We start from the raw sequence: 23,596 nt of genomic DNA, 5'->3' as shown, positions 1-23,596 counted from the left end.
AGAAAGTACACGGGAACTACACATGGGCTTAGTATTGAAGTACGTTCAACGGACAAAAAAAGGGGCTTGGCGGTATAGAAGGCGAGTACCCGATGATTTGCGCCCGATACTTGGCAAAGCTGAAATCACTAAAGTTCTGGGGGATACCGAAAGGGAGGCCCTGAAAGCCTACCCTTCTGTGCATCAGAAGGTTGAAACAGAGTTTAGACGTGCGAGGAACACAGCGAGTCTTGCGGGCAAGAGTAGGCCGCTTTCTGAGCTTGAAATACAGAAGAGACTTGTCGAACGGTTCCAAGGCGAGGGCCTAAACCCTTACACTTCGGGCTATATAGACGTAGATGGTGTATCTGTCCTCGACCGACCGGATTGGGATAGGATCGCCTACGGGATACTTGAAAGCTACCCGATGGACCCGAGGACGGGAGAACCCGTTGGGATGTCAGAAGAAGACGCACGGTTTGTCAGAGCTTTGTTTTCTGGCGAACTGCCCCCACAACCAGCCCCGACCCTTGAGGACGCAAAGAAATTTTATTTGCAAGAGAAGGTATTGGTAGGCACTGACAAGGAGAACAAACAAAAGCGTCTACGAGTTGAACGGGTTATCAAACACGCAACCGATGCGCTGGGTGGGGACCGCAAGATTACGGAAATTCGGCGACAAGATGCCCGGTTGATCAGAGACCACTTCAAAAATGAATTGGGGGTCAAAGCCGCTACAGCAAAGAGATACCTCACTGACCTAAAAGCAATAGTAAGTCTGGCAATCAGGGAGTTTGAGATAAACTCCACAAATCCTTTCGAGAAACTGACTGTCGAAACAGAGGGGAGCGGAAAGGATGATCGGCGACCCTTCACCCATAGCGAAGTAACCGCCATTCGGAAAAGACTCCAAGAACATGCAAAGCCCGACCTACAGTTGATCTGGGCCATCCTAGAAGGAACCGGCTGCCGTGTTGGGGAGATTTCGGGACTGCTCAAAAATGACGTAGTTCTAGATCAGGTGGAAGTGCCACACATCAGGATTATCCCGCATGAGCACAGGGGGCTAAAGAACAAGGCGTCGGCAAGGTCTATCCCATTAGTTGGCGAGACCCTTAAAGCTGTCAAAGAGGCCTTGGCGGGCGCTGGAGATAGCCCCTACCTGTTCCCACACTACGCCCTAAATAGAGGCAATGACCGAGCCTCAGCAGCACTCATGAAGCATGTTCGAAGTGTCGTAAGTGATCCGAAGGTGACAAACCACTCTCTACGACACAGAATGGCTGATAGATTGAGATTGGCTGGGGTGTCAGAGGATGTGCTTAAAATGATCCTAGGGCATGCCAGCAAGGGGATTACGGAGAGGTATGGGGGAGTTGAGGCGAGATTGACCCTCATGAAAGAAGCTCTTGAAAAGGTATGTTAGATCACAGGCAAGGACTGGCTAGTAATTTTAGGGTTTGAACACACGGATTATTAGAGATGTTATACAATTTTCGCACCGAGAATGAACTGAGAAAAATTGCCGCCCGCACTAGTGGGAACATGAAAGCCGGAATGATGCTGCCCTCTCTAAGCGAATGCCTCAAGACATTCCCGCTATCGAATGAGTTCTATGGTCGGGCAAGAGCGAGGGGTTTCAGAGCACGGAGCTGCGCGTTGGCAGTATTCGCAGGAATTTTGTTGGAAACAAAGTTGGACAGGACAAGAAGCCCTGAGATTTTGAAGGGCGTAGAGGAAAGCCTAGAAATCTTCATAAGTTTGCTTGTTGATAAGGTGAATTGGTATGGCGAAGAAGAATGTTCCGATATTGCTGAATGGATGACGGAAGTAAGTATAAAATCCGCATCCTGACAGGAGCGGGGCTTCAAATCCTACCGCCCGCACCAGAACGCCATGAGGATTAACATATGATTAACCGCATATCAGGCATGCTTCTGCTAGCATCTATCATCGCAGTATCATTAGGGCTTTTCCTCGGGTTCTTCACGGCGTTTTTCCAGATACTCTTTGGATGGCCCCATCTGCCCTATTGGTTCGACGTAACAGTCGGCTATATGTTCACCCTCGGGGTGTTCTTCATGGTCCCATCGGCTGTTGTCCATGAGGCCACCTCCCCTAAGAAAAAGACGTGATGTGTGGGGGCGTGAAAAGCGCCTAAAAGTCTCTGATCGAATATGTGTAACTTGTTGCGCTAGTTACCCCCATAGGGGGATCACTCGTCCCCCTTTTCGTCAACCCTCACCACCCTAGAGGCGCGACCTTAAACGCGGACAGCCTTACAGAGCTTCCCTCAAACAGAGGCGGGGGTAGCACAGGGCTACTCAGATTATATCTGATGGGAGTTGTAAATATTTCCCGGCACACAACAGCGCACGCACGACTTACTAGATTAGAGCCGCCCATGTCCCTCTCGATTACATGCCCCACAATTCAACCAGCCCGAACCGTATCTAAAAGTATACTTTGAGAGACACCTTCTTGACACGTTCCTTTTTATGTCTCATATATGATTTCTCTCAAACTCTTAAAGGATAGGAGAAATGGCGACTGTAGGTTATGCGCGGGTATCATCCCTCGGACAATCTTTAGAGGTACAACGGGATAAGCTCACAGCCTTTGGGGTTGATAAGATATTTGAAGAAAAGAGGTCGGGACTAGACAGTTCAAGGATCGCTCTCAAGCAATGCCTTGATTATCTCAGAGAGGGGGACACACTTGTTATCTCCCGAATTGACCGGCTAGCGCGGAGTGCGGAAGACCTGCTTCGGATTGTTCGAGAACTCGAAGGCAAGGGCGTTGCATTTAAGGTATTAGACCAACCCATAGACACCAAAGATGCAGCGGGGAGAGCGTTCTTAGGGATGCTGGCTGTGTTCGCGGAATTTGAAACAAGCATCCGCAAAGAGCGGCAAATGGATGGGATTGAGAAGGCCAAGTCCAAGGGTGTCAGATTTGGGCGCAAGACCTTACTCACAGAGAATGTGATAGAGACAATTAAGGGCATGAGGCAAGACGGAAAGACAGTCCCACAAATCATGGATCGAATGGGGCTTTCAAAAGCGTCAGTGTATCGGGCGCTGGGCAAATAAGGCTGCTCTGAGACGCTGAGAAGCCTCAGGAGCGCCGCTAGGAACATCTCAAGGAAAGGGACCAGAGAAGCCCCCATAAGAGTCATAGGACGCTCTCTGGGCGATTAGGTGGGGGCTACCATTTCACTCTTTGTCTGTCTTTGTTCCCGCATCACAACAAGTCCAGAGAAAAGGTAGCTCCCAATAGACTTTACGTTAGGCGCGGGACAGTTTCGCCCTTACCCGGCGGGCAAACTCAGGCCAAGACATAGAGGCCGTACCACGGGAAGCCTTCCATCCCTGTAGCGCGATAAGCTCCCTAATCTCGGGATTAGCCTCAGAGGCCCAAGTCAAGTATTCGAAGTCCTCCGGTGAAAGTTCGTTGAACGCCAAAGCCTCCGCGTTTGCTTCGATCTGACCAATAAGCTCACCGAGGGCATCCCTGCCAAGGCCTGCGGCTTCAAAAGCCCCTAGAATTTCTGCCCCATCTCCCTTGATGTAATTGGCGACCAAACCGGAATAGTATGGAAGGTCCGTTTTGCTCGGTCCTTCGGGGAAAGACTGCTATTGAACAGCATGTATGCCTCAAGGCGGTGATGCCCATCTATGACGTACCAATCCCGCCCGGAATACCATACGGTTAGCGGTTCCAAGGGCTGCCCTCCCTGTGCCTTAATTGCTGTGGCTAGGGCCTTCACATGGCGCTCGGAGAAAAACTCGCGGGGCTGGAAAACAGCAGGGGCGACTTTTAGCTTGCTTAGAGGGAGGGCTGTGGGTGTGCAATCGTCAGGGGAGCTTATCCCCGAGTCTGCACGGAGCCGTTTAATGGCTTCTGACTTTGTTTCTTCTGTGATCTGCATTTGTGTTTGTGTCTGAGGTTAGGGGTTAAACAGCGGGAAGGCAGTGGAGATAGCGGGTGGCGAGTTCCGTAAGGAAAACTTGCCAAGACACCCGATCACCAAGCTGGTCTTCGAGAGTTGTTTTAGCGCGAAAGATGGTTCGGTAGGCATCACCCCGGACGGTGACATAGATACTGTGTTCGTCAGCTTCTCGGGGCCGTTGCTCTTTCTTACGGTACATTCTCATGTTCATCATGTTTCAGTCCTCATTTGGTTACGTTCATGCGGGGGTTTCGGAGATGTAAAAATTACACTTTTGTATTTAATTTCAATATGTTGACATAAAATTTCCAATCTCCTATAGAGTTGCACAACAGGAGTGGAGAGACCCATGTTTACACTAAAGATAGGCCATACCTTTGAAGTATGCCGCGATCCTGCGGGATGGTATGTCAAGATCGGAAAGAAAGACCTCTGGATACAGCGGTAGAAGCTCGGACCACTTAAACACATATCTAATATATAAATTTTTAGATTGGGCTAGGATGTCCCTGATTGTTTCTTTCGTATGGGCGTCCTAATTCGTAACCACTCCATGGGTTTGGTGGAGGGGAAAGAGTTTCTTTCGTATGGGAGCCGTAATTCGTAACCCCTCCATGAGTTAGGTGGAGGGGAAAGAGTTTCTTTCGTATGGTCGTGATAATTCGTAACCCCTCCATGAGTTTGGCGGAGGGGAAAGAGTTTCTTTCGTATGGAAGCCGTAATTCGTAACCCCTCCACATGTGTAAGTCTCACCCACACACAGGGACAAGTCGCGCCACCGCCCCTAGCTAATTCATTCCATTCCAAATCTTAGGCTAGCCGGTCCATTCCTACGGCGAAAAAGAAAAACCTGCGGGGTCCATTTTTAGAGTACACAAGCGCCCCCACCTAGAGTACACAGGAGAACATAGAGCACTTCCTTAGAGGCGTTTTATGTCTTGATAAATAAGGGCATTTTGGTTTTTTCTTCAGTTCGATTTACTGAAAAGAGACCGCCCCCGGGCACCATTTAAATCTTTGAAAAGTATTTGAATCTTAGCCATTTGACGGACCCTCCTCGTGTGGGTTTGACAGTTTTTCCTGTTGGTTTGACACTTCTGCTTCCTTTAAACGTCGTTCGTACTCCTCTTCCCAGACCTGCATCGTCTTCCGGTTCTTGCGGGCCAGCGCGGCATTCTTGGAATAATGCAATCCCATGACCTTCGAGTCCTGAGCCAGCAGATCGGAGATTTCACGTTCGTCCCGCCCTGCCTCCCTAAGCCATGTCGCTATCGTGTGCCGCAGCCCCTTCGGGGTTAGGCCAGGTGCGGCCTTTCCATCCTTTTCGAGCTTTGTACGAAGTCGCTGCCAGGCGCTCGCGAAACCGTCGTAGGTCCAAGGCGTACCTTTCGAGCTGGCGAGAAGTGTGGGCGCATCATGCGCAGGCGCCCTTGCCAGTTCTGATATTAGGACTTTGCTGATCGGGATTGCCGCACCAACATTGGTTTTATTGCGGCCTTTCCAAATCACGCCATCGTCCACCTGATCCTTGCGAAACTCCAAGGCATCGCTCGGATCCTGCCCGGTGCAAAAGATCGTAGCCAAGACGGCTCTTAGCTGAGGCGAAGCTGCATCGAGGACGGTTTGCACCTCTTCGAATGCCCATGTCCTATATGCCTCTGGAGCGTCCTTTGGCCGGGGCTTCTTGATAACGTCTTCGGCGAAATTCTTCGATATCAATCCCTTTGGGATGCAAAATTTGAACACTTGGATGAGGAAGTTGCGCACGCGGTTCGCCTTGTCCCAACTATGCTTCTTCGCGAGCTTATCGTGGATGGCGGCAAGCAACGGTGTGTCTATGGCTGACACCGGGGTATCCCTGATGGGCTCCAGCACATCGGCACACATCCGATACTCTCGCTTGCTTGCGTCCGACAATCTCAGGAAGTGATCTTCTGCAAAGTAGGAGGCCATGAGTGCATCCAGCGTTCCGGGCTGCGGTGCCTTCTCTCTTACAGCTTCTGCATGAGCTGCAATGCGGGCGCATTCTCCGAAAAATTCGGCGGACCCCAATGGGGCCTTCCGCAGATCGACTTTGCGCCCGGTTTCTCGATGATAACAGCGCATCTGCCCATGACGATCCCGGAAAATCTTGAACCCCCGAACACGGACAACCGTCATTAGAGGCGCTCTAAGATTTTTTCGCGCGCATCGGCTTCAGTACCGGATTTGACTTGGTCGATCCATTGGTCGATGTCCCTTCGATCATAGAGGAACGTTCCTTGTTTGAGCTCCACCGGACGCACCGGACAAGTTGCCTTGAAGTGCTTGACAGGCAGCCCTGTATAAATTGCAGCCTCTGATTGGCGAAGCATACGCTTGTCTATCACGCTGATATTGAGATTGGTCGTTGCCATGAGGCGTATGCTCCGTCAATCTGCACCAGAGGCCGCGCCCGAACAGTCAGGCTCAGGCACTTTGACTTTGGTCGCGCTACGCTGAAACCGCTCCCAACCGCTCATGGTCAGCATCTTGGTCTTTGGGGAAATCTGGACGAATTCGAGCCTCCCATCGTTCATCAACGCGCGAACTTGCGCAGGGCTTAGCCCGACGATGTCTCCCAGCTCCCTCGGCGAAAGTAGCTTTTCCGGTGCCAAAACCTTCTCCTTTTCGTAAGATAATGCGAATCGGGTTGAGCGCGCCCATAAGCCATGCTCAGATACTGAACACAACAAATTACGCTCATTTGTGCGTATAGCACTCAAATGATCGCACCTGCAAGTGGATTGCCGTCGAAAATGGCTGATCGTCCGTATGACTACCTGAGCGCTCTTGGCGCGCGCATCGCGATTGCGCGCAATGAACTTGGTATGTCGCAGGCGAAAATGGCCGAAGCGCTGGGAATATCGCTGCGCGCTTACCAAAGCTACGAATTGGGCAAGCGCTCAATCCCCGTCGAAGCGCTGGTCGAGTTGAACCGCCAGTTCAATGTTGATCTCAACTGGATACTCTTGGGAGCGGAGGCCGTCCGTATGACGCACGACATTGCCGCCTTGGAAGAATTCGAGGTCGCTCTGGACAAACATCTGTCCGAGAGCGGAACCAAGCTGAAGAGCGAAAAACGCGGCGCGATTGCCGCGCGCTGGTACCGATCTTTCCTAGAGGGAAAGGAAATAGCTATGGACGACGTCCACACATGGATTGAACTTTTGAGAGAATAAGAATGGACTTGAGACAGCCTGAAACCTGGAAACGCCACCAATTAGCGGCAACCGAACGGATGCAGTCCGATATTGGTCGTTTCACACGCCCTGTGATCGACTTGATGTGTGGTTTTTCAATGGCTTACCTGATGTCGTGGGGCATGCTATGTGTGCTTTGGGGCGGAGATAGCATGCCATGGGCGCCACTCCTGATTGCCTCCATTTCCGCTCTTGTCGTAGTGCTCGCCCTTCCGGCTTTCGTACTAGCCGTTGGTATCGAGAGCTATTTCTCTCGGCGCCTGCGCTCAATGCGCAATAGGGACATAAACTGAATCAACTATGCGAGTTCACACCATTTTTGAAGTGGAGAGTATTGATGTTCAACTATGTTGCTCCGCTGGGCGGTGACGTCATTGGCAAGGCCACAAGTCGCGAAGATGCTTGGTGGCTTTGTAGTCGTTATGGGCTGAAGCCATTTCCATTGGATGACGCCTCAGTGGTTCGTCTTGAGGAGATCGAGAATGGGGCGAAGGTTTGGGCGGTTCCTTGTGAGCATACCCAATTCCCATTTGACCGTGCTGCCTTCGAAAACCGGTACCGTGATGGATTGGCTGAATTAGATAATGGACTACCAGCTTGGCCTGTTGCTGAAGAAAATGGGGTAGCATTTCAAACTTTCAAACAAAGGCTCAAGCGAGGTTGGTCGGGTGAAAGAGCTGCAACTGAAGGTGTTCGGGAAATAGCGCATAATCCGGATGATGAGTGGGAAGTTGTTGCGCTGCAAAACGGGCTATCTGTACGCGCATATCGAAGCCGTGTTCAGGCAGGTTATCCTGCATCCATCGCTTCAACGATGGGGCTAAGCTGGCGGAGGTGGTAAAGAAGCCGCTCTTTGCAGACATACACGACCCTCTCCGGACATTCGCTCCAGGTGCAGCGGATGACGGGAGGCAGGCAACAGCCACGCTTCACTCCATCTTGCTGCAAGCAGATACAGCCGCCGTTCCGATATGCAGTGATCCCTGCCGATTTCGCAGCCTAAGAAAATGTCTTCTTGAGAAACGGCTCTTGATTGCTTTGAGTGGAGCATTTTGCTTCTTCCGTATCATGGTCAAAACCCGAAACTGATGAGGAAGTAAAAACCCCATGCGAAAAAACCTCTATTGGTAGATGTCATCCTCGATCTCATTCAGCACCTTCAGGGTAGCGCCACCCAACTCTCCACTCGCAGGGTCGTAGGTAGCCATGATCTCAAATTCCACTACGGCCTCAGTTTCGACGTTCACAACATGATCATTCCAATCGCTTCCCGACATGGTTTCAGAATGCTCTGAGAAATACTCCCACTTATCCATGTATCCGTCAAAAAGACATTCTGAATCGCCGCGAATGCGGACCATGTATTGATCTCCGATGCGGGCATAATGTACATCCAAGTTTTCTGGATTCCCATACATCGTAATCGTAACTTCGTTGCTGAATGGTAGCCCCTCCAGCCCATACATTGTTTTGTATGGGAGCTCTTTTCCTATCACCTTTTCAGCAAAGCTCTCAACGTCAATATCGACCTTTGAATCAGACCAAGGCTTCCATCCATCAAGGCGTGCCAGAACATAGTTCTCAAGAAGAGATTGTCGACCCGTAAAGCCCAGAATAGTTACCTCTTCAGATAGATCCGACTTCAGTTCCGCATGAAGAACAAACGTTTCCCTCGTCTTCTCTTGGGCGAAGTCTGACGTATTGCTGGTGACAAAGATATGCGGTCCGTCGGCTGGATCCACCCCCTCCACTATGGACTTCCATATCAGATAGTCCTTATGTCCTTCGCCACTTTCCTTAAAAGGCTTCTTCTTGGAGTATCCACCGAGAACTAAATCTTTTGGCGTTGTGTCAGGATAGGGAAGGACGTCCACCCCCACATCTTCCAGCAACTCGTCAAGGAATGCATTGAAACCTTCGATCTCTTCATCAAGCGATATCTCGGAGTTGTTAAGCGTCACAAACCGAGCAACCTGTCGCTCCGCTTTGGTTAGAGAGACCAATGCCGTAGAAAGTCCTTGCTGAAAGTTCCCTCGCACTTCATCAAGGACAACTTCGGGCACGGCGATATCAAAACCTGCGAATTTACATGTTCGCAGGAACGCTTGAGCGCCAGCCGCCCTGAAGTATTGAGCATCTATAAAAACGTTTGTGTCGAGAAATATCGTGGGCACGCCTTGCTCCAGTCTAAACGGAATTATTCGTCATGCACGAGGATAACATGATGCGAAAGAAGTCCAGCGGAGATGAATAATCCCAGTCAAGACCTTGTTTTTCGATTGATACGTTCATGGCAGCTTCCTGACAACCTGCCTTTGGGCCGCAAGGCAGCATCGATCCAGCTGGGCTTGGTGATCGCAATCGCTACGCTTGCGGGAGCTGAACTTCACAAGGCAGATTCCACATTTCTGCGCATCGCTGCCGTTCGTCCGGGGCGCAGCGAAGGTCGGCTGTCCGCCCCTCGCGCGGGTCTCCGACCATCCAGATCTGATTTTGCAGTTTGCAAGACGCCGGCGAAACATCTTTGACGACACACAACTTTCGATCTTGAGGTCTCAAGTTTGCTTCCTGACACCTCAAGTTTGAAAGTTGACATGTATTTGAAATTTAAAGATAAATTACACTCCCTATAGCATTTCTCCTCCCGCTCGATAGAATCGAGGCAACGAAAAAGGAGGATAAAATGCTCTCTATTGAAAAGCAGCTTTCAGCAATCACGATGGCGGTAATTCTGATTGCCAACCCAGCGACAACCATCGCCGCAGAGAATTCCTGGCATTGCGATGGCGCGACAAACATCGACGATGACGAAATCAAGGCACGTGCACCAAATCGTGCAATGGTGCGCGTGCTTCAGGAATACCGTGATCGGTGGGACGCCCAACACATGCGCGCTCAATGTGAAGCCTTCGTAAAGGGAGAGCCCCATGAAATCTCCTGCCTGAATGGACGGCGGAACTGGGACGAGATCGAAGCGATGGTGCCGGAAGAGGTCTGGGAACTGCCACGCAGCGCGGTTCGTCCGATTTATTTGGCCCTGCAAGAAGAAGATAGCGGTGCCAGTGCCGCGCTAGCCTACTGCCGCGATGTCGGCGCTATCGAGTAAGGGGGTAAGAGCATGGCGACGCACATTGCGGATACAATGAAGCTGATTGACGATGCTGTCGAAGGATATTCAAAAAGCGTTTTCGAAACATTTGGCGAGCCGGTCGCAAGGATGGTGGAGGCCATGGGGATCGTAGGGGTCGCGTTCATCGCCGCGAATGCTCTCCTCCAATGGGCGCCGATACGAGTCTCGGACTACATGAAATGGAGCGTGCGCTACATTCTGGTTCTCTCGGTGGCGACCAGCTGGGCATCGTTCCAGCCAATCTACAACATCATAACAGAAACGCCCGGCTCCATCGGCGCAGCTCTATTGGGCGCGACAGAGTCACCAAACCTGAATCAGGCGTTGGATCGCATGATTACAGGGCTGTTCGATTTCTCGGATCGCGCCGCAAAAGAAAGTGGAATGATCGGGATCAGCATTACGTCCGTTCTGGTATGGGTTTTGGGGGCATTGATGGCTTGCGTGGCGATCATCGTCACCTCCATCGGAAAGATCGGTCTTGCGATGGCGGTTTCTCTTGCCCCCGTCTTCGTTCCGGCGTTGCTGTTCAAGACCACCAACAGCCTGTTCGAAAGCTGGGCGAAATTTACGATAGGTTTTGCCCTGATCCCGCTGGTCTTGGCCGGCATCATGGGGGCGGTCGTCGGCGTCGGGGAGGGAATGATTGATGACGCCGGGAAAGCGACAGAGTTGAGCCAGGCAGCGGGCTTTTTGATTGTTGGCGGCGGGGCGATCTTCATGATGGCGAATGTCCCGACGATGGCGAGTGGCTTGGCCGGGACAATCGTGGCGACGACCAGCGGATTGCAGGAGGCGCGGCACACCGCAAGCGCGGGCAAAATGGCTGGCTCCCGTGCGATCGACGCAACCAGACCGCGCGTTATGCAGGGCATGTCGGCCGCAGGCGCGGCGCGCGCCGCACAACCAGGCAATCGGGTTGCCGCTGCCCTTCAAGACGCCAAGATGACCTCCGATGCGATGAAAAAGAACCGTGAGACAATCGGCCAGAAACACGCTGAACGCGGCTCGGTGGTCAGCCGCGCCGAACGGCGAGAAGCCGGGCGCGCAGGCATGATCGAGGCCGCCCGCGCCAACAAAGCAGCCCGCACCACTGGTGAGGTTCGTCGACAAGCAGGCGAAGGTGAGGACAGCGCTAAAATCAAGCTCATACGCGCTCAGGTGGCGAGGGCTTCCCAGCGGGGGAAACCATGACAACCGGAGCGCTTAGCCAAGTCGGTGATTGCCAGGCTTTGGCCGCATTTTTCATCGAGTAGCGCAGCACCGCCGCAAGGCGGTGCCAAGCCCATTGCTATCGCTGGCGTTCAAATGAGATACTACCCCACCATGCCTCAGATGACCTTGCATATCATCAATGCACGCCAGCAACTTGCCAACATGGAGGACTGGCTGGCTGAAAGACTGCACGCATCATTTTCTGCATCCGCGAAGCTCTTGTCGCTGCGGTCTACGGATGTGATTCTGAAGGCCGGACAAGGGGTCATCCGGGAGAAAGGGCATCTTGGATATGCTCCCGAGAAGGGGCTGATCTATGTCACCGTAGACCCCAGAAGTCCTGTTTTGCGGGCGAACCCGTCGCAGTCTCTGGAAAGGATGCTGGCGCATGACCGAGACGATCCGCAGCTGGCGTCAACGAGGCGACCAAGGAGCAAGCCAAGCGCCAATCCGAGGTCTTCTGCCCCTGGCGACCATCCGCACCGCTGCCGCAGAACAAGCCGTAGAACACCACGCGCCTGTTGACGTGGACTCGCCGATACGGATACACCTGTTTTTGCTGAGGCTACGAGCTGATGCGGTGCCTGTAACGGGAGCTGAACGGGAGACCCAAGCAGCCCCCGGGCACCACTTCTTCCTGAAGCAATTGTTTTCTTGCGGATCATTTGACCCTCATCTCGCGCTCTGCCATCACTGGGAGGGGCATCCATGTGAGGTTGGCAGGTGATCTGGAAACAGAAATGGCAGAGAAGCTCTTTGCGATGCGTCGCCGCGATGCTTTCGCTCGTCCTGAGCACCCCGATTCAGGCCGGCGAGCCGTTGCGCATCGGCGTGCTGGATTATCTCGGTTCCGATCATTCCCTGTCGCATTGGGCGCCGACACAACAGGCGCTCAGAACCGCCCTGCCCGATCATGACGTCACACTCGAAGCCTTGGGCATTCATGCCCTCGATGCGGCGCTCACCGAGGGGCGGCTCGATTTCGTCATCACCAATCCGGGCAATTACGCCGATCTCGAATTTCACCATCATATCAGCCGTATCGCCACGATCGACGGCGATCTGCCCGTGGCCTCGACACTGGTCGGCACGGGCCAGATGACGACACTCAGGGAGCTTACGGGCAAACGTCTTGCCATTGTCGATCCCGATGCTTTCGGCGGCTTCCAACTGATCTGGGCCGAGATGCAGGCAGTCGATCCGCGCCTGCCCGCACAGGTTGAATTGGTGGTCACAGGCTATCCGATGCAAGGCGCGGCCGAGGCGGTGCTGGACGGTCGGGCCGATGCGGCAGTGCTGCGGGGCTGCATGCTCGAAACCCTGAAAGCCAGCGATCCCGACCGGTTCGGCACGCTCACCGCCTTCGCCCTCGATGACTCGGCCAGTCAGGACGCCGGTTGCCTGCTTTCGAGCCCGGTCTATCCCGGCTGGCCCTTTGCCAAAACGCCCGGCACCTCGCCGGAACTGGCCAAGCAGGTCGCCGTCGCGCTCTTGCAGATGACCGACGGCAACCTCTGGACCGTGCCGCTCGATTATCAGCCGGTGCACGATCTGATGCGCGGCCTCCAGATCGGTCCCTATGCCCGCACCGGCCCGGTGTCGCTCCGCGACTTCATCGCCGATTATCGCGACTGGCTGATCGTGCTGGGGGTCGCTCTGATGTTCTGGGCGCTCTATTCCGTTCGGATCGAAACGCTGGTGCGCCGCCGCACTCGGGCGCTCGATGAGGCCAACGCCCAACTCAAACAGGAGATGATCGACCGCCAGCGCGCCGAAGCCGCCGACCGCCAGCACCGGCGCGAGTTGGAACATGTGGCGCGGCTGTCGATCCTGGGCGAAATGGCGTCTTCCATCGCCCATGAGCTGAACCAGCCTTTGAGCGCGATTTCCAATTACGCGCAAGGGTGCCTCCTGCGCATTCAGGCCGGGCGGTTTTCCGAAGCGGACATGGTGAAAGCCTCGGAAGAAATGGCCGGACAGGCCGAACGCGCCGCCACGGTCGTCAAACGCATCCGCGCCTTTGTGCGTAAACGCGAAAGCCAGATGGGGCCGGTCGACATGGGGGCGCTCATCGAGGAAAGCGCCGCGATCTATGCCGCCTCGGCCAATCGTGCGGGGGTCTCGGTCGATGTTTTTGTCGCCGAAAATCTGCCGACGGTCATGGCCGACCGGGTGCAGGTGCAGCAGGTCATTCTCAACCTCGTGCAAAACGCCATCGACGCCATGACCGACACCGATCCGAAGGCCCGCAGCCTCGAGATCCGCAGCGCGCGCTACGACGATCTGAGCCGCGGCGCCGGGATTTGCCTCTCGGTGCGCGACCATGGTCATGGCATGAGCCCGGAGGCGATGGACCATTTCGCGGAGGCCTTTTATACCACGAAACCCGAGGGGATCGGCCTTGGCCTTGCGCTGTCGCGTTCCATCGTCGAAGCCCATGGCGGCTGGATGCGGGCCGAAGCGCCCGAGCACGGTCCGGGTCTCAGGGTGTTGATCTGGCTGCCGGTGAAGGAAGAAACATGAGCGATAACGGCCTCATTCACATCGTCGACGACGACCGCGCGGTGCGCGAGGGGCTTGGGTTTCTCCTGGGTTCTCTGGGGCTGGAGACCGAAACCCACAGCTCCGCTCTGGCCTTTCTCGATGCGCTGGACGCGACCGCCACCGTCGGCTGCATCCTCGCCGATGTGCGCATGCCGGGCATGTCCGGCCTCGAACTTCTGGACGAGCTGGCCCAGCGCCAATGTCCCCTGCCCGTCATCATGATCACCGGCCACGGCGATGTGCCGATGGCGGTCAAGGCGATGCGGGCGGGCGCGATGGATTTCTTCGAGAAACCGGTGCAAGGCATGGCCCTGATCGAACGGATCAAGGAGGCTCTGGAGCTGAGCCGCAGCCGCTCACACGAGGCCTTTGAGCGCGCCGAGATCGCCACCCGGATTGAAAGCCTGACCGCACGCGAAGCCGAAGTGGCCCGCGCCGTGGTCAAGGGGTTGCAAAACAAACAGATCGCCCACGACCTTGGCATCAGTCAGAAAACCGTCGAAATTCATCGCCATAACGCAATGGAAAAACTCGGCGCGCGCTCTGCGGCCGATCTCGTGCGGCTGGTGATGGCGGCAGGATGGGACAGTTGAGCACGGGGGCTGAGCGATGCCTCGCTCTGTGAAATACGGTCTGATCGGTCTCGCCGCTCTCATTGCGCTTGTCGCCGTCTGGCCGACGCTTCAGGTGCTGTTCATCTTTCACATCTTTGGACGCCTGTTCAACCTGACCATCCCGGAGCGCGATCTGACCGAGGTGAGCGTTGTGGAATGGCTGGGGCAGCGTCCCATGGGGGAGGTGACGCTGTTCCTGACACAGACCGACAGAGGCGGCAGAGAGGCGCGGGTGATCACCGATCCGCAGATCATCTTCGATCCCGAAAGCCGCTTCGGCTATTTCGAGACGGTTTTCGAAAACTGGTCACCGGGGCCAAGCTATGCGGCCTGTCGCCCGACGGCGGAGCAGAGGGGCAAGATCATCGCGCTGGTGGTCGCGGGCGACATTCTGGCCGAGCGGGCGTATTGCCGCCCGACCGCGCTGAATTTCCGAACCCTCTGGCGCAAGGCGACTCCGGTGACTTTGCGTGAAGAGGTGTTGACACGGGAGGCGCATCGGGTGCGCGTTGCCGAGATCACCCGCGATCCGCAGCGCCGCGTGATCCGCGCACCGGACACCTATGGCGCCTATGACCAGACCTATCACATCCCGCTGCCGACGATCTGGGCGGAGGGGCCCTATGCGGTTGGGACAGGCGCGCTCACCGAACGGCTCGACCGGATGCTCGCACCCTTTGGCGACGGCGCGACAGGATGGTTTCGCTCCGACGACACCCGCCCCTCCGTGTCCGGAACGCAGATCATGATCGAGGGCGGCGATGTTCCCGTCTGGCAGAAACGCCTTGTGATCGACGGGCCGGAGGGCCTGCGCGATTTGCGGGAATTTACCATGGAGCGCCATGTGCTTGAGATCGCCTGCATCCAGACGGTCTGTGACCGGATCGCGGCCTTGGATTTCATGACCTTGACGCTGCGGGATCGCGACGCTGACCTGTTGCATCGCGCCTATAACGCCGCGCCCCCCGCAAGCGGGAGTGAGGCGCGGGAAGGTGGGATTTCTCTGTCTGATCTGCTGCAAGAAACCCCCGGGCCGGTCACCGCCACCCCGGTCACCTACGCTCTGACGTGGATCGGCTTGCCGGAAGGGGCGCAAAACTAGGGGTTAACCCCTAGGCCCTGCGGGTTTCTGCCAATACCGCGCAAAATGTCCCCGACGTAGGGTCCGGCTGAGCCAAAAGAAAGGATCAGCCAAATGGACACGACACGTCGCGGGTTTTTAGGAGCGATCGGACAGGTGACCATCGGTGCCGCGGCCTCTGTCGCGGGCGCCGGCCAATCCGCAAGCGCCGCCGAGGGCGAACATGTGCCCCATTGGGGCATGGTCGTCGATCTCAGGAAATGCATCGGCTGCCAAGCCTGCACCGTCGCCTGCATCATGGAAAACGCGGTGCCCGAGGATGCCTTTCGCACCCATGTGTCGGTCTATGAATTGGTGAAGGACGGCAAGGACCCCGCGATGGTGATGCTGCCCCGGCTGTGCAACCATTGCGACGATCCGCCCTGTCTTCCGGTCTGTCCCGTCGAGGCGACCTTCAAGGCCGAGAATGGCGAGGTTCTGGTGGACGCGTCGAAATGCGTCGGCTGCGCGTACTGCGTGCAGGCCTGTCCTTATGACGCACGCTTCATCAACCACGAAACCCAAGTGGCCGACAAATGCACCTTCTGCTTCCACCGCACGCAAGCGGGGCTTTTGCCCGCCTGTGTCGAAACCTGTGTCGGCGGTGCGCGAAACTTTGGCGATCTGAACGACCCGGAGAGCGAAGTCTCGAAGATGCTGCGCGACAATGAGGTTTCGGTGCTCCGCCCCGAGATGCACACCAACCCGAACGTCTATTACATCGGCCTTGATGACGTGCTCGACGGGCGTGTGGCGGGCGAAGCCGCCTATCACCCGGAGATGGCCGCATCTGTGCAACACCATGGGGAGGGCCTGTGATGGAAATCCAAGTTCACGAACTCGTCGGCGCCGTACACGATGCCGCATGGCAGCCCTGGGCGGTGCAGTACTTCTTTCTCATTGCGATCTCTGTCACCGCACTTTTGATGGCGCTTCCCACCTTTGCCTTTGGCAAGATGACAGACCTGCGCGCCGCGCGTTTGGCGCTTATGGTCGCTGTCACCACCGGCATCACCGCGCCCATCGCGCTCTTGGCCGATTTGCACCAACCCTTCCGCTTCTGGGAGTTCTTCGTCTACACGCATAAAAGCTCGTGGATGGCCTGGGGGGCGTGGATTGTGCCGTCTTATGTGGGTCTCCTGTTGCTGTTTGCTTGGTCGATCCACCGCCCCGAGTTTCACCGCATGGGTCAGGACGACTGGCGGTTCGCATGGCTGTTCCGGCTGTTCTCTCTGGGCGGCGCGTCGAATGGTTTCGCCCGCCCGCTGGGTATGCTTGCCGGGATCGCAGCGCTCGGCATCCTGACCTACACCGGCTCCGAGGTGATGGTCGTGCGGGCCCGCCCGCTTTGGAACACGCCCTTCCTGCCGCTGCAATTCGCCGCCACGGGCTTTGTCGGCGCGCTGGGTGTCATGCTGGTGCTCGAACGCAGCCTCTGCCGCGATGGCACTCTGGAAGCCACGCTCAACCATCGTCTGGCCCTCGCCCTCGCCGTCGTCGGCGGCCTCGGGATCGCATGGTTCGCCGTCGCCCTCTCGGGCATCTCTCCGGTGCATTCCGAAGCCCTGGCCTCTGTCGCAGGCTTCCCGGTCTGGAAAGAAATCGCCCTCTGGGGGGCCGCCTCCGTCGCGATCCCCTTTGTCTTGGCCCTCGCCCTGCCGCGCAACACCGGCCTCATCACCGGGCTGATCGCGATCCACGCCGCGTGGATGTTCCGCTGGACCGTGTTCATGGGCGGCCAAGCCGTGCCGAAAGTCGGCTCAGGCCTTTATGACGCGCTCATGCCCACAGGGGTCGCAGGCCTCATGGGCGTCATCGGGACCTTCGGCCTCTGGGTCTTCCTGATGATCGTCTACACCACGTTTGTGCCGTGGACGGACGCCACGCCCCCCGCACACTCCCAACCGCACCCCGCCCCTGCCCGCTCATAGGAGACGAAAATGACCAAACGTCGTAACATTCTCAAAGGTGTCGCAGCCGCCGGTGCGCTTGGAACCTTCGGGGTCGGCTATACCGAAACCGTCCAGAAACTCGCACGCGGAAAATGGTCCGGTAAGAAACCCCGCGACGAACATGTCGTCGGCAATTCGATCCCGGCGGAATATTCCGTAGATCCGGCGACCGGCGATGTAACGCCGAACCCGGATCAGGCGATCAGCTATACGATGTGCAACGGCTGCACCACCATGTGCGGCGTGCGGGTGCGGGTCGACAAGGCCAATAACAAAGTGCTGCGCGTCTCCGGCAACCCCTACAGCGCCATGAGCACTGATCCGTTCATTCCTTACGAATCCTCCGTCGCCGAGAGCTTTGCCGCGATGGCACAGGCGGGCACAGGGCAAGGGCTCACCAATCGCTCCACCGCCTGCGGGCGCGGCAATGCCGTGTTGCAACAGGTCGACAACCCGCGCCGGGTGCTGAAACCCCTGAAACGGGTCGGCCCGCGCGGCTCCGGCAAATGGGAGACGATCAGCTTTGAACAGTTGATCGAAGAGGTCACCGAAGGCGGCGATCTCTTTGGCGAGGGCCGCGTGGCCGGTCTGCGCGAAATCCGCGATCTGGATACTTTGGCCGTCGAAGGCGCGCCCGAATTCGGGCCGCGCGCCAACCGGCTTGTCTGGATGAACTGCGTCGATGACGGGCGCGACAATTTCGTGCTGCGCTGGCTGAAACAGAGCTTTGGCTCGAACAACTTCACTCGTCACGGCAGCTATTGCGGCGGTGCCTACCGCTCGGGTTCCGGCGCGATGTTCGGCGATGTCAAAGCCATGCCGCACGCGAAACCCGATTTCTCCAACGCAGAATTCGTGATCTTCGCGGGCACGGCACCGGGCAATGCCGGGAACCCGTTCAAACGCGTCGGCAACCTTGTCGCCAAGGCGCGCGTCGATGGCGATCTGAAATATGTGGTCATCGACCCGGTGCTGAACCATGCGCAAAACGGCCCTTCGGGCGAACGGTCGCGCTGGATCCCGATCAAACCGGGGACGGATGGCGCGCTGGCCATGGCGATGATGCAATGGATGTTCGCCAATGACCGCATCAATCACGCCTACCTCGCCCAGCCTTCCATGGCCACCGCCGAAGCCGTGGGCGAGACAAGCTGGACCAATGCCACCCATCTGGTGATCGTCGAAGAGGGCCATCCCCGCTACGGCAAGCTCCTGCGCGGCTCCGACATGGGGCTTGCGATCGAGGGCGAGGCCTATTCCGAAACCGATCCCTTCATGATCGCCTCCGATACCGGCCCGGTCCCTGCCGGTAACTCGGCCGCCCCTCTGTTCCACGAGGGGCGGACCGAGACCCAGAACGGGCCAGTCGCGGTGAAAACCAGCCTCACGCTTTTGCGCGAAGAGGCCGACCGGCTGAGCATGGACGACTATGCCGCCGCTTGCGGCATCCCGGTTGCAACCATCGAAGAGCTCGCCCGCGAGTTCACCAGCCATGGCCGCAAAGCCGCCGTCAATTCGCATGGCGGCATGATGAACGGTTCGGGCTTTGGCAATGCCTATGCTCTGATGATGCTCAACACGCTCATTGGCAACCTGAACTGGAAAGGCGGGACGATGATCGCCGGCGGCTGGTTCCCCGACAACAAGGGGCCTGCTTATGATCTCGCCAGCTTCCCCGGTGCGGTCAAAGCCAAAGGCCTGCCTTACGGGCGTAATGCGCCCTATGAGAAAACCACCGAGTTCAAGACCAAGAAAGCGGCGGGCAAACCCTATCCGGCGGACGGGCCGTGGTATCCGAACGCGCCGGGGCTTGCGACCGAATGGATCAGTTCGCTGGTGAACCATTACCCCTATGGCGCCGAGGCGCTGATCTTCCGCAACACCAATCCGGTTTACGGCATCCCCGGCATCGCCCATGTGGTCGACAGGCTGAAAGACCCAGAGGTCGTCCCGCTGATCATCTCCATCGACCCGTTCATCAACGAGAGCACGGCGATCTCCGATTATATCGTGCCGGACTCGGTGATGTACGAAACATGGGGCTTCTCGAAACCCTGGGGCGGCGTGGCGACCAAGGCCACGACGGCGCGCTGGCCGGTCATTGAACCGAAGATGGAGAAAAACGCCGAAGGCGAGCGCATCGGGATGGAGACCTTCCTCATCGCGGTTGCCAAACGCATCGGCCTGCCGGGCTTTGGCGACAAGGCGATCCCGGATGCGGAGGGCAATCTCCATCCGCTCAACCGGGCCGAAGACTGGTTCATGCGCGGGGCGGTCAATGTCGCGATGATCGGCAAGCCGGTGGCGGATGCGACGGACGAGGACATCGCGCTCTCCAATGTCACCCGCATTCTCGACGATCTGAAAGCCACGCTGAAACCCGACGAATGGCGCAAGGCCGCGACGATCTATGCCAAAGGCGGGCGCTATGAGAATATCACCCGCAGCTATCAGGGCGACAAGGCCACTTATGCCTTCAGCGAGCCGCTGATGGTCTGGAACGAAGGGCTCGGCAGCTTCCGCCGCGCCACCACCGGCACGCGGCTTCCCGGCACGCCCTATTGGCGGGAGGCGGAGTTTGCCGATGGCTCGAAAGTCTCCGAGCATTTCACGCCGAAGGACTGGCCCTTGAAGGTCATGAGCTTCAAATCGCCGTTGCAGAACTCCTATTCGGTCGGCTCCCCGGCCCTGCTGCGCATCGTTGCGTCCAACCCGGTGATCGTCGGCACGGCTCTGGCCCGGGAACACGGCATCGCGACCGGCGACATGATCCGGCTCACCACGCCCGGCGGCACGCTCGAAAGCGTCGCCGTGGTTCGGAACGGCATCGCGCCCGACACCGTGGCAATCGAGCACGGCTTCGGTCACAAAGGCTTCGGTGCGCAGGACATCACCATCGACGGCCACACCACGCCGGGTGATGCGCGTCTGGCCGCAGGGGTTCTTTTGAACGATCTGGGCATCATCGACCCGACCCGCTCCAGACCCGGCGTCTGGGTGGACCCGGTCTCCGGCACTGCCGTGCGGCAGGGCCTTCCGGCCCGAATCGAACGCATCACGTAAGACTGCCAAACCTCTGAAACAGGCCCGTTTCCAAGCGGGCCTGTTGCTTTTTCATCACCTGACGCGACGACAACGACATATACGACAAAAACCATAAGAATTATTCTTGTCGGCTTTCCGCAGCCCTTCTAGAACGCCGGAAATCCTCCGAAGCAAGCCAAGCGCCAGCCCAAGGACCCACGCACATCCAGGACGGGCCCCATGCGCTTTACATCTCTCTCTCTTCGCCGCCGCGCCGTGCTCATGGGCACAAGCGCACTTCTCCTCTCCGCCCCCGCCGCCTTCGCACAGGAGGCCACGGTGCTCGACCCGATCCTGATCGAAGGTGCGGAGGGGCAAATTCAGGCGATTGAGGGCTCGGACGAGGGCGTCGGCGCCACCGCGCTCGACGCCGATGCCATTGCCATTCGCGGCGACGGCTCGGGCGATGCCAACACCGCGCTGACCACCCTGCCGCAGGTGCAGGGCGCCACCGCCGACATCAACGATGCGGGCAGCAACATCGACGATGTGCTCGACCTGAAGCCGGTGGAATTGTCGATCTCCGGAGCAACCCTGTCGGAAAACAGCATCCTCCTGAACGGCGTCGGCATCGATTCCGTCACCGGCAACACAAGCCCGACCACGGCAACCGACCTGAACCGCGAAAACGACATGCCGAACATGTATTCCTTCTACGGGATGCATACCCAGAACCAGTTCATCCCGAGCTCGATGCTCGACAGCGCCGAGGTCCTGAGTTCGAACATCTCCGCGCAATATGGCGGGTTTCAGGGCGGTGTTGTGAAATACGAGCTGAACGCCCCGACGCCTGAGCGCGCAGAAGGCTCGGTCACGCTGAATTACAGCAGCTCCGACTGGACCGACTACAAGATCGGCACGGAGGACGGCGAGAACCCCGAGGATCAGCCGGAACCGACATGGACCAAGCTCGAATACGCCTTCGACGTCAACCAGCCGCTGGGAGACCGCTCTGCGCTGCGCTTCGGTTTCTCGCGCCGCTCCGCCGAAGGCAGCAAGGCGATGAATACGCAATATGTCGAGGACACCGTCGACAGCGACAGCCGCAGCGATTTCTACACCCTGTCCTATCTGCACGACTTTCTGAATGGGGACAGGCTGACCCTCTCCGGCCAATACACCGATTACAATCAGGACTGGGACAGCAATTTCGCCGAGGATTTCCACCTCGACGTCACCAAACAATCGCTGTCGCTCGATGCGAAATACGAGAAAGAACTCGGCACCCTGTCCTTTGCGGGCGTCGATCTCAGGGACACAAAACTGACCCTGCGCGCCATCCGTCAGGACAACAAGAACGCCAACGAGAACGACGCAACCGAATTCTATTACTGGTACGGCTCCTATCGCAACGGATACTACAGCGACGCCTTCGAGGATTGGTGCATCGCCGACGAAACCGGCACGACCTCCGTCTCCTGTCTGACCGGGGGGCTGGGCAGCACCGACTACAGCGACACCCAGAACCGCATCGAAGCCCGCTTTGAGGGCGATATCTGGAACGGAAAATTCCTGTTGGGCGGTGCGATGAAACAGATCTCCGCCAATCGCACCGGCTCCGGTTTCACCTATTACTCGACCACGACCCGGATGTCCGACAGCTACGCGTTCGACGCTTTCACCTGCCCCGCAGGCGATGCCGCCTGTTATGAAGACGCCTATTTCAACCGGCGGATCATTCAGGAGGCCTATGACATCGACATAGATGTCTTCGCGGCGGACACCTTCGCCGAGCTGGAACAGAGCTGGGGCGACGTGACCCTGCGCGCGGGCCTGCGTGCCGATTACAACGATGTGCTCGACAATCTCGACATTGCGCCCCGGCTCATGGCGACGTGGAAACCCTCGGGCGAGTTCTCCCTGACCCTCGGCGCCAATCGGTATTACAGCGACAGCTATATGAGCTATGCGATCCACGACGCCCTGCCGCGCGGCCTGAACCAGACCCGCAGCCATGACAGCGCCACCGGCGAGGTCGAGGACACATGGGAAACCCAGATCGACCTCGGCGGCTATTATTACACTCAGGGCAATCTCGATACGCCCTATACCGACGAAATCGCGCTCACCGCGCTGTTCCGCGACCGCTGGACCGGCGGCACATGGCGACTGAACGGCACCTACCGCGAGGGCAAGGATCAGTTTGCCGCCTCCGAGGACAGCTCCTCCCGCGATCAGACGCTGACCAACGACGGCTGGACCGAATACAAATCCGTATCGCTGGAATATGAGAACAACTGGGAGATCAACCACGGGGCGCTCGACAGCCTCGGCATCTACATCTCCGGCGTGATGGAAGACAGCGCCACGTCCGCCAACAGCTATTTCGCCGAAGAGGTCGGAAGCACCTCTTTCTATTACTACGACGGCAAGAGCTACACCTATGGCGAGTTCGAGCGCATGCGCAACAATCTCGACATTCCCCTGCGCACCACGCTCGAGCTGCGCAGCAGTTGGCACGACGAACGGCTCAAGCTCGGCCTCGGGGCCAATGTGGTCTTTGGCTACAACGGGGTGCGCTACACCGGCGAGGACGACGATTTCGTCAACGACAGCTATGGCGAGGTGGAGCATTACATCTACGAAGACTACAGCTACAAGACCACCGCCACCGCGTTCCTCACCGCCAAGCTGCGTCTGGCCGAAGTGCAGGGCAAGACCGTCGATCTCAACATGAAACTCTCCAACCTGTTCAACGACACCGGCAACGAGGTTGCCAGTGACGATAACCCGTGGCTCGAAGGCCGCAGCCTCTATCTCGGTACATCCCTCACATGGTGATCCT

General features: G+C 57.2%; 19 protein-coding genes. 14 read left to right on the top strand and 5 right to left on the bottom strand.

The features are described from left to right. Nucleotides 1–22 precede the first annotated feature (22 nt). The 3 genes from CEW89_RS17930 (at nucleotide 23) to CEW89_RS17915 (ending at nucleotide 3,071) form a co-directional block, all read left to right on the top strand. On the top strand, nucleotides 23–1,405 hold the full coding sequence (locus tag CEW89_RS17930; RefSeq protein ID WP_157779917.1) for a tyrosine-type recombinase/integrase: 1,383 nt from the start codon (nucleotides 23–25) through the stop codon (nucleotides 1,403–1,405). 233 nt (nucleotides 1,406–1,638) lie between these two features. Next, the gene (locus CEW89_RS20945) at nucleotides 1,639–1,833 is read left to right on the top strand and encodes a hypothetical protein (RefSeq protein ID WP_157779916.1); all 195 of its coding nucleotides are present in this window, start codon (nucleotides 1,639–1,641) and stop codon (nucleotides 1,831–1,833) included. Nucleotides 1,834–2,522: 689 nt separating this feature from the next. Then, complete coding sequence (locus tag CEW89_RS17915; protein WP_096806831.1) at nucleotides 2,523–3,071, top strand: recombinase family protein; 549 nt, start codon at nucleotides 2,523–2,525, stop codon at nucleotides 3,069–3,071. Nucleotides 3,072–3,520: 449 nt separating this feature from the next. On the opposite strand, the gene CEW89_RS21520 is transcribed toward CEW89_RS17915, so the two are convergent. The 4 genes from CEW89_RS21520 to CEW89_RS17885 form a co-directional block, all read right to left on the bottom strand. After that, nucleotides 3,521–3,910: a ParB/RepB/Spo0J family partition protein gene (locus tag CEW89_RS21520; protein WP_096806829.1), complete on the bottom strand. Its 390-nt coding sequence runs from the start codon at nucleotides 3,908–3,910 to the stop codon at nucleotides 3,521–3,523. Nucleotides 3,911–4,966: 1,056 nt separating this feature from the next. After that, nucleotides 4,967–6,091, bottom strand: a complete 1,125-nt coding sequence (locus CEW89_RS17895) for a tyrosine-type recombinase/integrase (protein WP_096806827.1) — start codon at nucleotides 6,089–6,091, stop codon at nucleotides 4,967–4,969. Further along, entirely contained in the window at nucleotides 6,091–6,327 is a 237-nt protein-coding gene (locus CEW89_RS17890) for a hypothetical protein (RefSeq protein ID WP_096806826.1), read from the bottom strand. The genes CEW89_RS17895 and CEW89_RS17890 overlap by 1 nt, the downstream gene beginning before the upstream one ends. Nucleotides 6,328–6,342: 15 nt before the next feature. Next, the gene (locus CEW89_RS17885; protein ID WP_096806825.1) at nucleotides 6,343–6,567 is read right to left on the bottom strand and encodes a hypothetical protein; all 225 of its coding nucleotides are present in this window, start codon (nucleotides 6,565–6,567) and stop codon (nucleotides 6,343–6,345) included. Nucleotides 6,568–6,708: 141 nt separating this feature from the next. Between CEW89_RS17885 and CEW89_RS17880 the strand changes: the two genes are divergently transcribed. Further along, on the top strand, nucleotides 6,709–7,131 hold the full coding sequence (locus tag CEW89_RS17880) for a helix-turn-helix domain-containing protein (RefSeq protein WP_096806824.1): 423 nt from the start codon (nucleotides 6,709–6,711) through the stop codon (nucleotides 7,129–7,131). Nucleotides 7,132–7,489: 358 nt separating this feature from the next. Further along, complete coding sequence (locus CEW89_RS20940; protein ID WP_157779915.1) at nucleotides 7,490–7,993, top strand: hypothetical protein; 504 nt, start codon at nucleotides 7,490–7,492, stop codon at nucleotides 7,991–7,993. A 280-nt stretch (nucleotides 7,994–8,273) separates the two neighbouring features. On the opposite strand, the gene CEW89_RS17865 is transcribed toward CEW89_RS20940, so the two are convergent. Further along, nucleotides 8,274–9,326 carry a PIN domain-containing protein gene (locus tag CEW89_RS17865; RefSeq protein WP_157779914.1) on the bottom strand — a complete coding sequence of 351 codons (1,053 nt, stop codon included), beginning with the start codon at nucleotides 9,324–9,326 and terminating at the stop codon, nucleotides 8,274–8,276. Nucleotides 9,327–9,835: 509 nt separating this feature from the next. Between CEW89_RS17865 and CEW89_RS17860 the strand changes: the two genes are divergently transcribed. The 9 genes from CEW89_RS17860 to CEW89_RS17820 all read left to right on the top strand — a co-directional run bounded on the left by CEW89_RS17860 (nucleotide 9,836) and on the right by CEW89_RS17820 (nucleotide 23,592). After that, nucleotides 9,836–10,258 carry a hypothetical protein gene (locus CEW89_RS17860; protein ID WP_096806820.1) on the top strand — a complete coding sequence of 141 codons (423 nt, stop codon included), beginning with the start codon at nucleotides 9,836–9,838 and terminating at the stop codon, nucleotides 10,256–10,258. A 12-nt stretch (nucleotides 10,259–10,270) separates the two neighbouring features. Further along, a complete protein-coding gene (locus CEW89_RS17855; RefSeq protein ID WP_096806819.1) occupies nucleotides 10,271–11,476 on the top strand; it encodes a TrbL/VirB6 family protein in 1,206 nt (401 codons plus the stop codon). Between the two features lie 795 nt (nucleotides 11,477–12,271). Further along, on the top strand, nucleotides 12,272–14,020 hold the full coding sequence (locus tag CEW89_RS17850) for a sensor histidine kinase (protein WP_096806818.1): 1,749 nt from the start codon (nucleotides 12,272–12,274) through the stop codon (nucleotides 14,018–14,020). Continuing rightward, nucleotides 14,017–14,634: a response regulator transcription factor gene (locus CEW89_RS21105; protein WP_096806817.1), complete on the top strand. Its 618-nt coding sequence runs from the start codon at nucleotides 14,017–14,019 to the stop codon at nucleotides 14,632–14,634. Before CEW89_RS17850 ends, CEW89_RS21105 begins: the two co-directional genes overlap by 4 nt. A 16-nt stretch (nucleotides 14,635–14,650) precedes the next feature. Beyond that, complete coding sequence (locus CEW89_RS17840; RefSeq protein ID WP_096806816.1) at nucleotides 14,651–15,757, top strand: hypothetical protein; 1,107 nt, start codon at nucleotides 14,651–14,653, stop codon at nucleotides 15,755–15,757. A gap of 93 nt (nucleotides 15,758–15,850) precedes the next feature. Further along, on the top strand, nucleotides 15,851–16,594 hold the full coding sequence (dsrO, locus tag CEW89_RS17835; RefSeq protein ID WP_066710259.1) for a sulfate reduction electron transfer complex DsrMKJOP subunit DsrO: 744 nt from the start codon (nucleotides 15,851–15,853) through the stop codon (nucleotides 16,592–16,594). Beyond that, nucleotides 16,594–17,706 carry an NrfD/PsrC family molybdoenzyme membrane anchor subunit gene (gene nrfD / locus CEW89_RS17830; RefSeq protein ID WP_096806815.1) on the top strand — a complete coding sequence of 371 codons (1,113 nt, stop codon included), beginning with the start codon at nucleotides 16,594–16,596 and terminating at the stop codon, nucleotides 17,704–17,706. The genes dsrO and nrfD overlap by 1 nt, the downstream gene beginning before the upstream one ends. Before the next feature lie 9 nt (nucleotides 17,707–17,715). After that, nucleotides 17,716–20,790, top strand: a complete 3,075-nt coding sequence (locus tag CEW89_RS17825) for a molybdopterin-dependent oxidoreductase (RefSeq protein WP_096806814.1) — start codon at nucleotides 17,716–17,718, stop codon at nucleotides 20,788–20,790. Nucleotides 20,791–20,991: 201 nt separating this feature from the next. Then, nucleotides 20,992–23,592, top strand: a complete 2,601-nt coding sequence (locus CEW89_RS17820; protein WP_096806813.1) for a TonB-dependent receptor — start codon at nucleotides 20,992–20,994, stop codon at nucleotides 23,590–23,592. The last annotated feature ends 4 nt before the right edge of the window (nucleotides 23,593–23,596 follow it).

This window comes from Celeribacter ethanolicus, from assembly GCF_002407265.1.
Lineage (GTDB): Bacteria > Pseudomonadota > Alphaproteobacteria > Rhodobacterales > Rhodobacteraceae > Celeribacter > Celeribacter ethanolicus.
The sequence above is the reverse complement of the archived record's forward strand: the minus strand, read 5'-3'. Positions and strand labels throughout refer to the sequence as shown.

Coding starts and splice junctions, on each gene's coding strand:
- CEW89_RS17930 (WP_157779917.1), top strand. CDS start 23: ATGGGCTTAGTATTGAAGTACGTTCAACGGACAAAAAAAGGGGCTTGG.
- CEW89_RS17915 (WP_096806831.1), top strand. CDS start 2,523: ATGGCGACTGTAGGTTATGCGCGGGTATCATCCCTCGGACAATCTTTA.
- CEW89_RS21520 (WP_096806829.1), bottom strand. CDS start 3,910: ATGCAGATCACAGAAGAAACAAAGTCAGAAGCCATTAAACGGCTCCGT.
- CEW89_RS17895 (WP_096806827.1), bottom strand. CDS start 6,091: ATGACGGTTGTCCGTGTTCGGGGGTTCAAGATTTTCCGGGATCGTCAT.
- CEW89_RS17890 (WP_096806826.1), bottom strand. CDS start 6,327: ATGGCAACGACCAATCTCAATATCAGCGTGATAGACAAGCGTATGCTT.
- CEW89_RS17880 (WP_096806824.1), top strand. CDS start 6,709: ATGGCTGATCGTCCGTATGACTACCTGAGCGCTCTTGGCGCGCGCATC.
- CEW89_RS20940 (WP_157779915.1), top strand. CDS start 7,490: ATGTTCAACTATGTTGCTCCGCTGGGCGGTGACGTCATTGGCAAGGCC.
- CEW89_RS17860 (WP_096806820.1), top strand. CDS start 9,836: ATGCTCTCTATTGAAAAGCAGCTTTCAGCAATCACGATGGCGGTAATT.
- CEW89_RS17855 (WP_096806819.1), top strand. CDS start 10,271: ATGGCGACGCACATTGCGGATACAATGAAGCTGATTGACGATGCTGTC.
- CEW89_RS17850 (WP_096806818.1), top strand. CDS start 12,272: ATGCTTTCGCTCGTCCTGAGCACCCCGATTCAGGCCGGCGAGCCGTTG.
- CEW89_RS21105 (WP_096806817.1), top strand. CDS start 14,017: ATGAGCGATAACGGCCTCATTCACATCGTCGACGACGACCGCGCGGTG.
- CEW89_RS17840 (WP_096806816.1), top strand. CDS start 14,651: ATGCCTCGCTCTGTGAAATACGGTCTGATCGGTCTCGCCGCTCTCATT.
- dsrO (WP_066710259.1), top strand. CDS start 15,851: ATGGACACGACACGTCGCGGGTTTTTAGGAGCGATCGGACAGGTGACC.
- nrfD (WP_096806815.1), top strand. CDS start 16,594: ATGGAAATCCAAGTTCACGAACTCGTCGGCGCCGTACACGATGCCGCA.
- CEW89_RS17825 (WP_096806814.1), top strand. CDS start 17,716: ATGACCAAACGTCGTAACATTCTCAAAGGTGTCGCAGCCGCCGGTGCG.
- CEW89_RS17820 (WP_096806813.1), top strand. CDS start 20,992: ATGCGCTTTACATCTCTCTCTCTTCGCCGCCGCGCCGTGCTCATGGGC.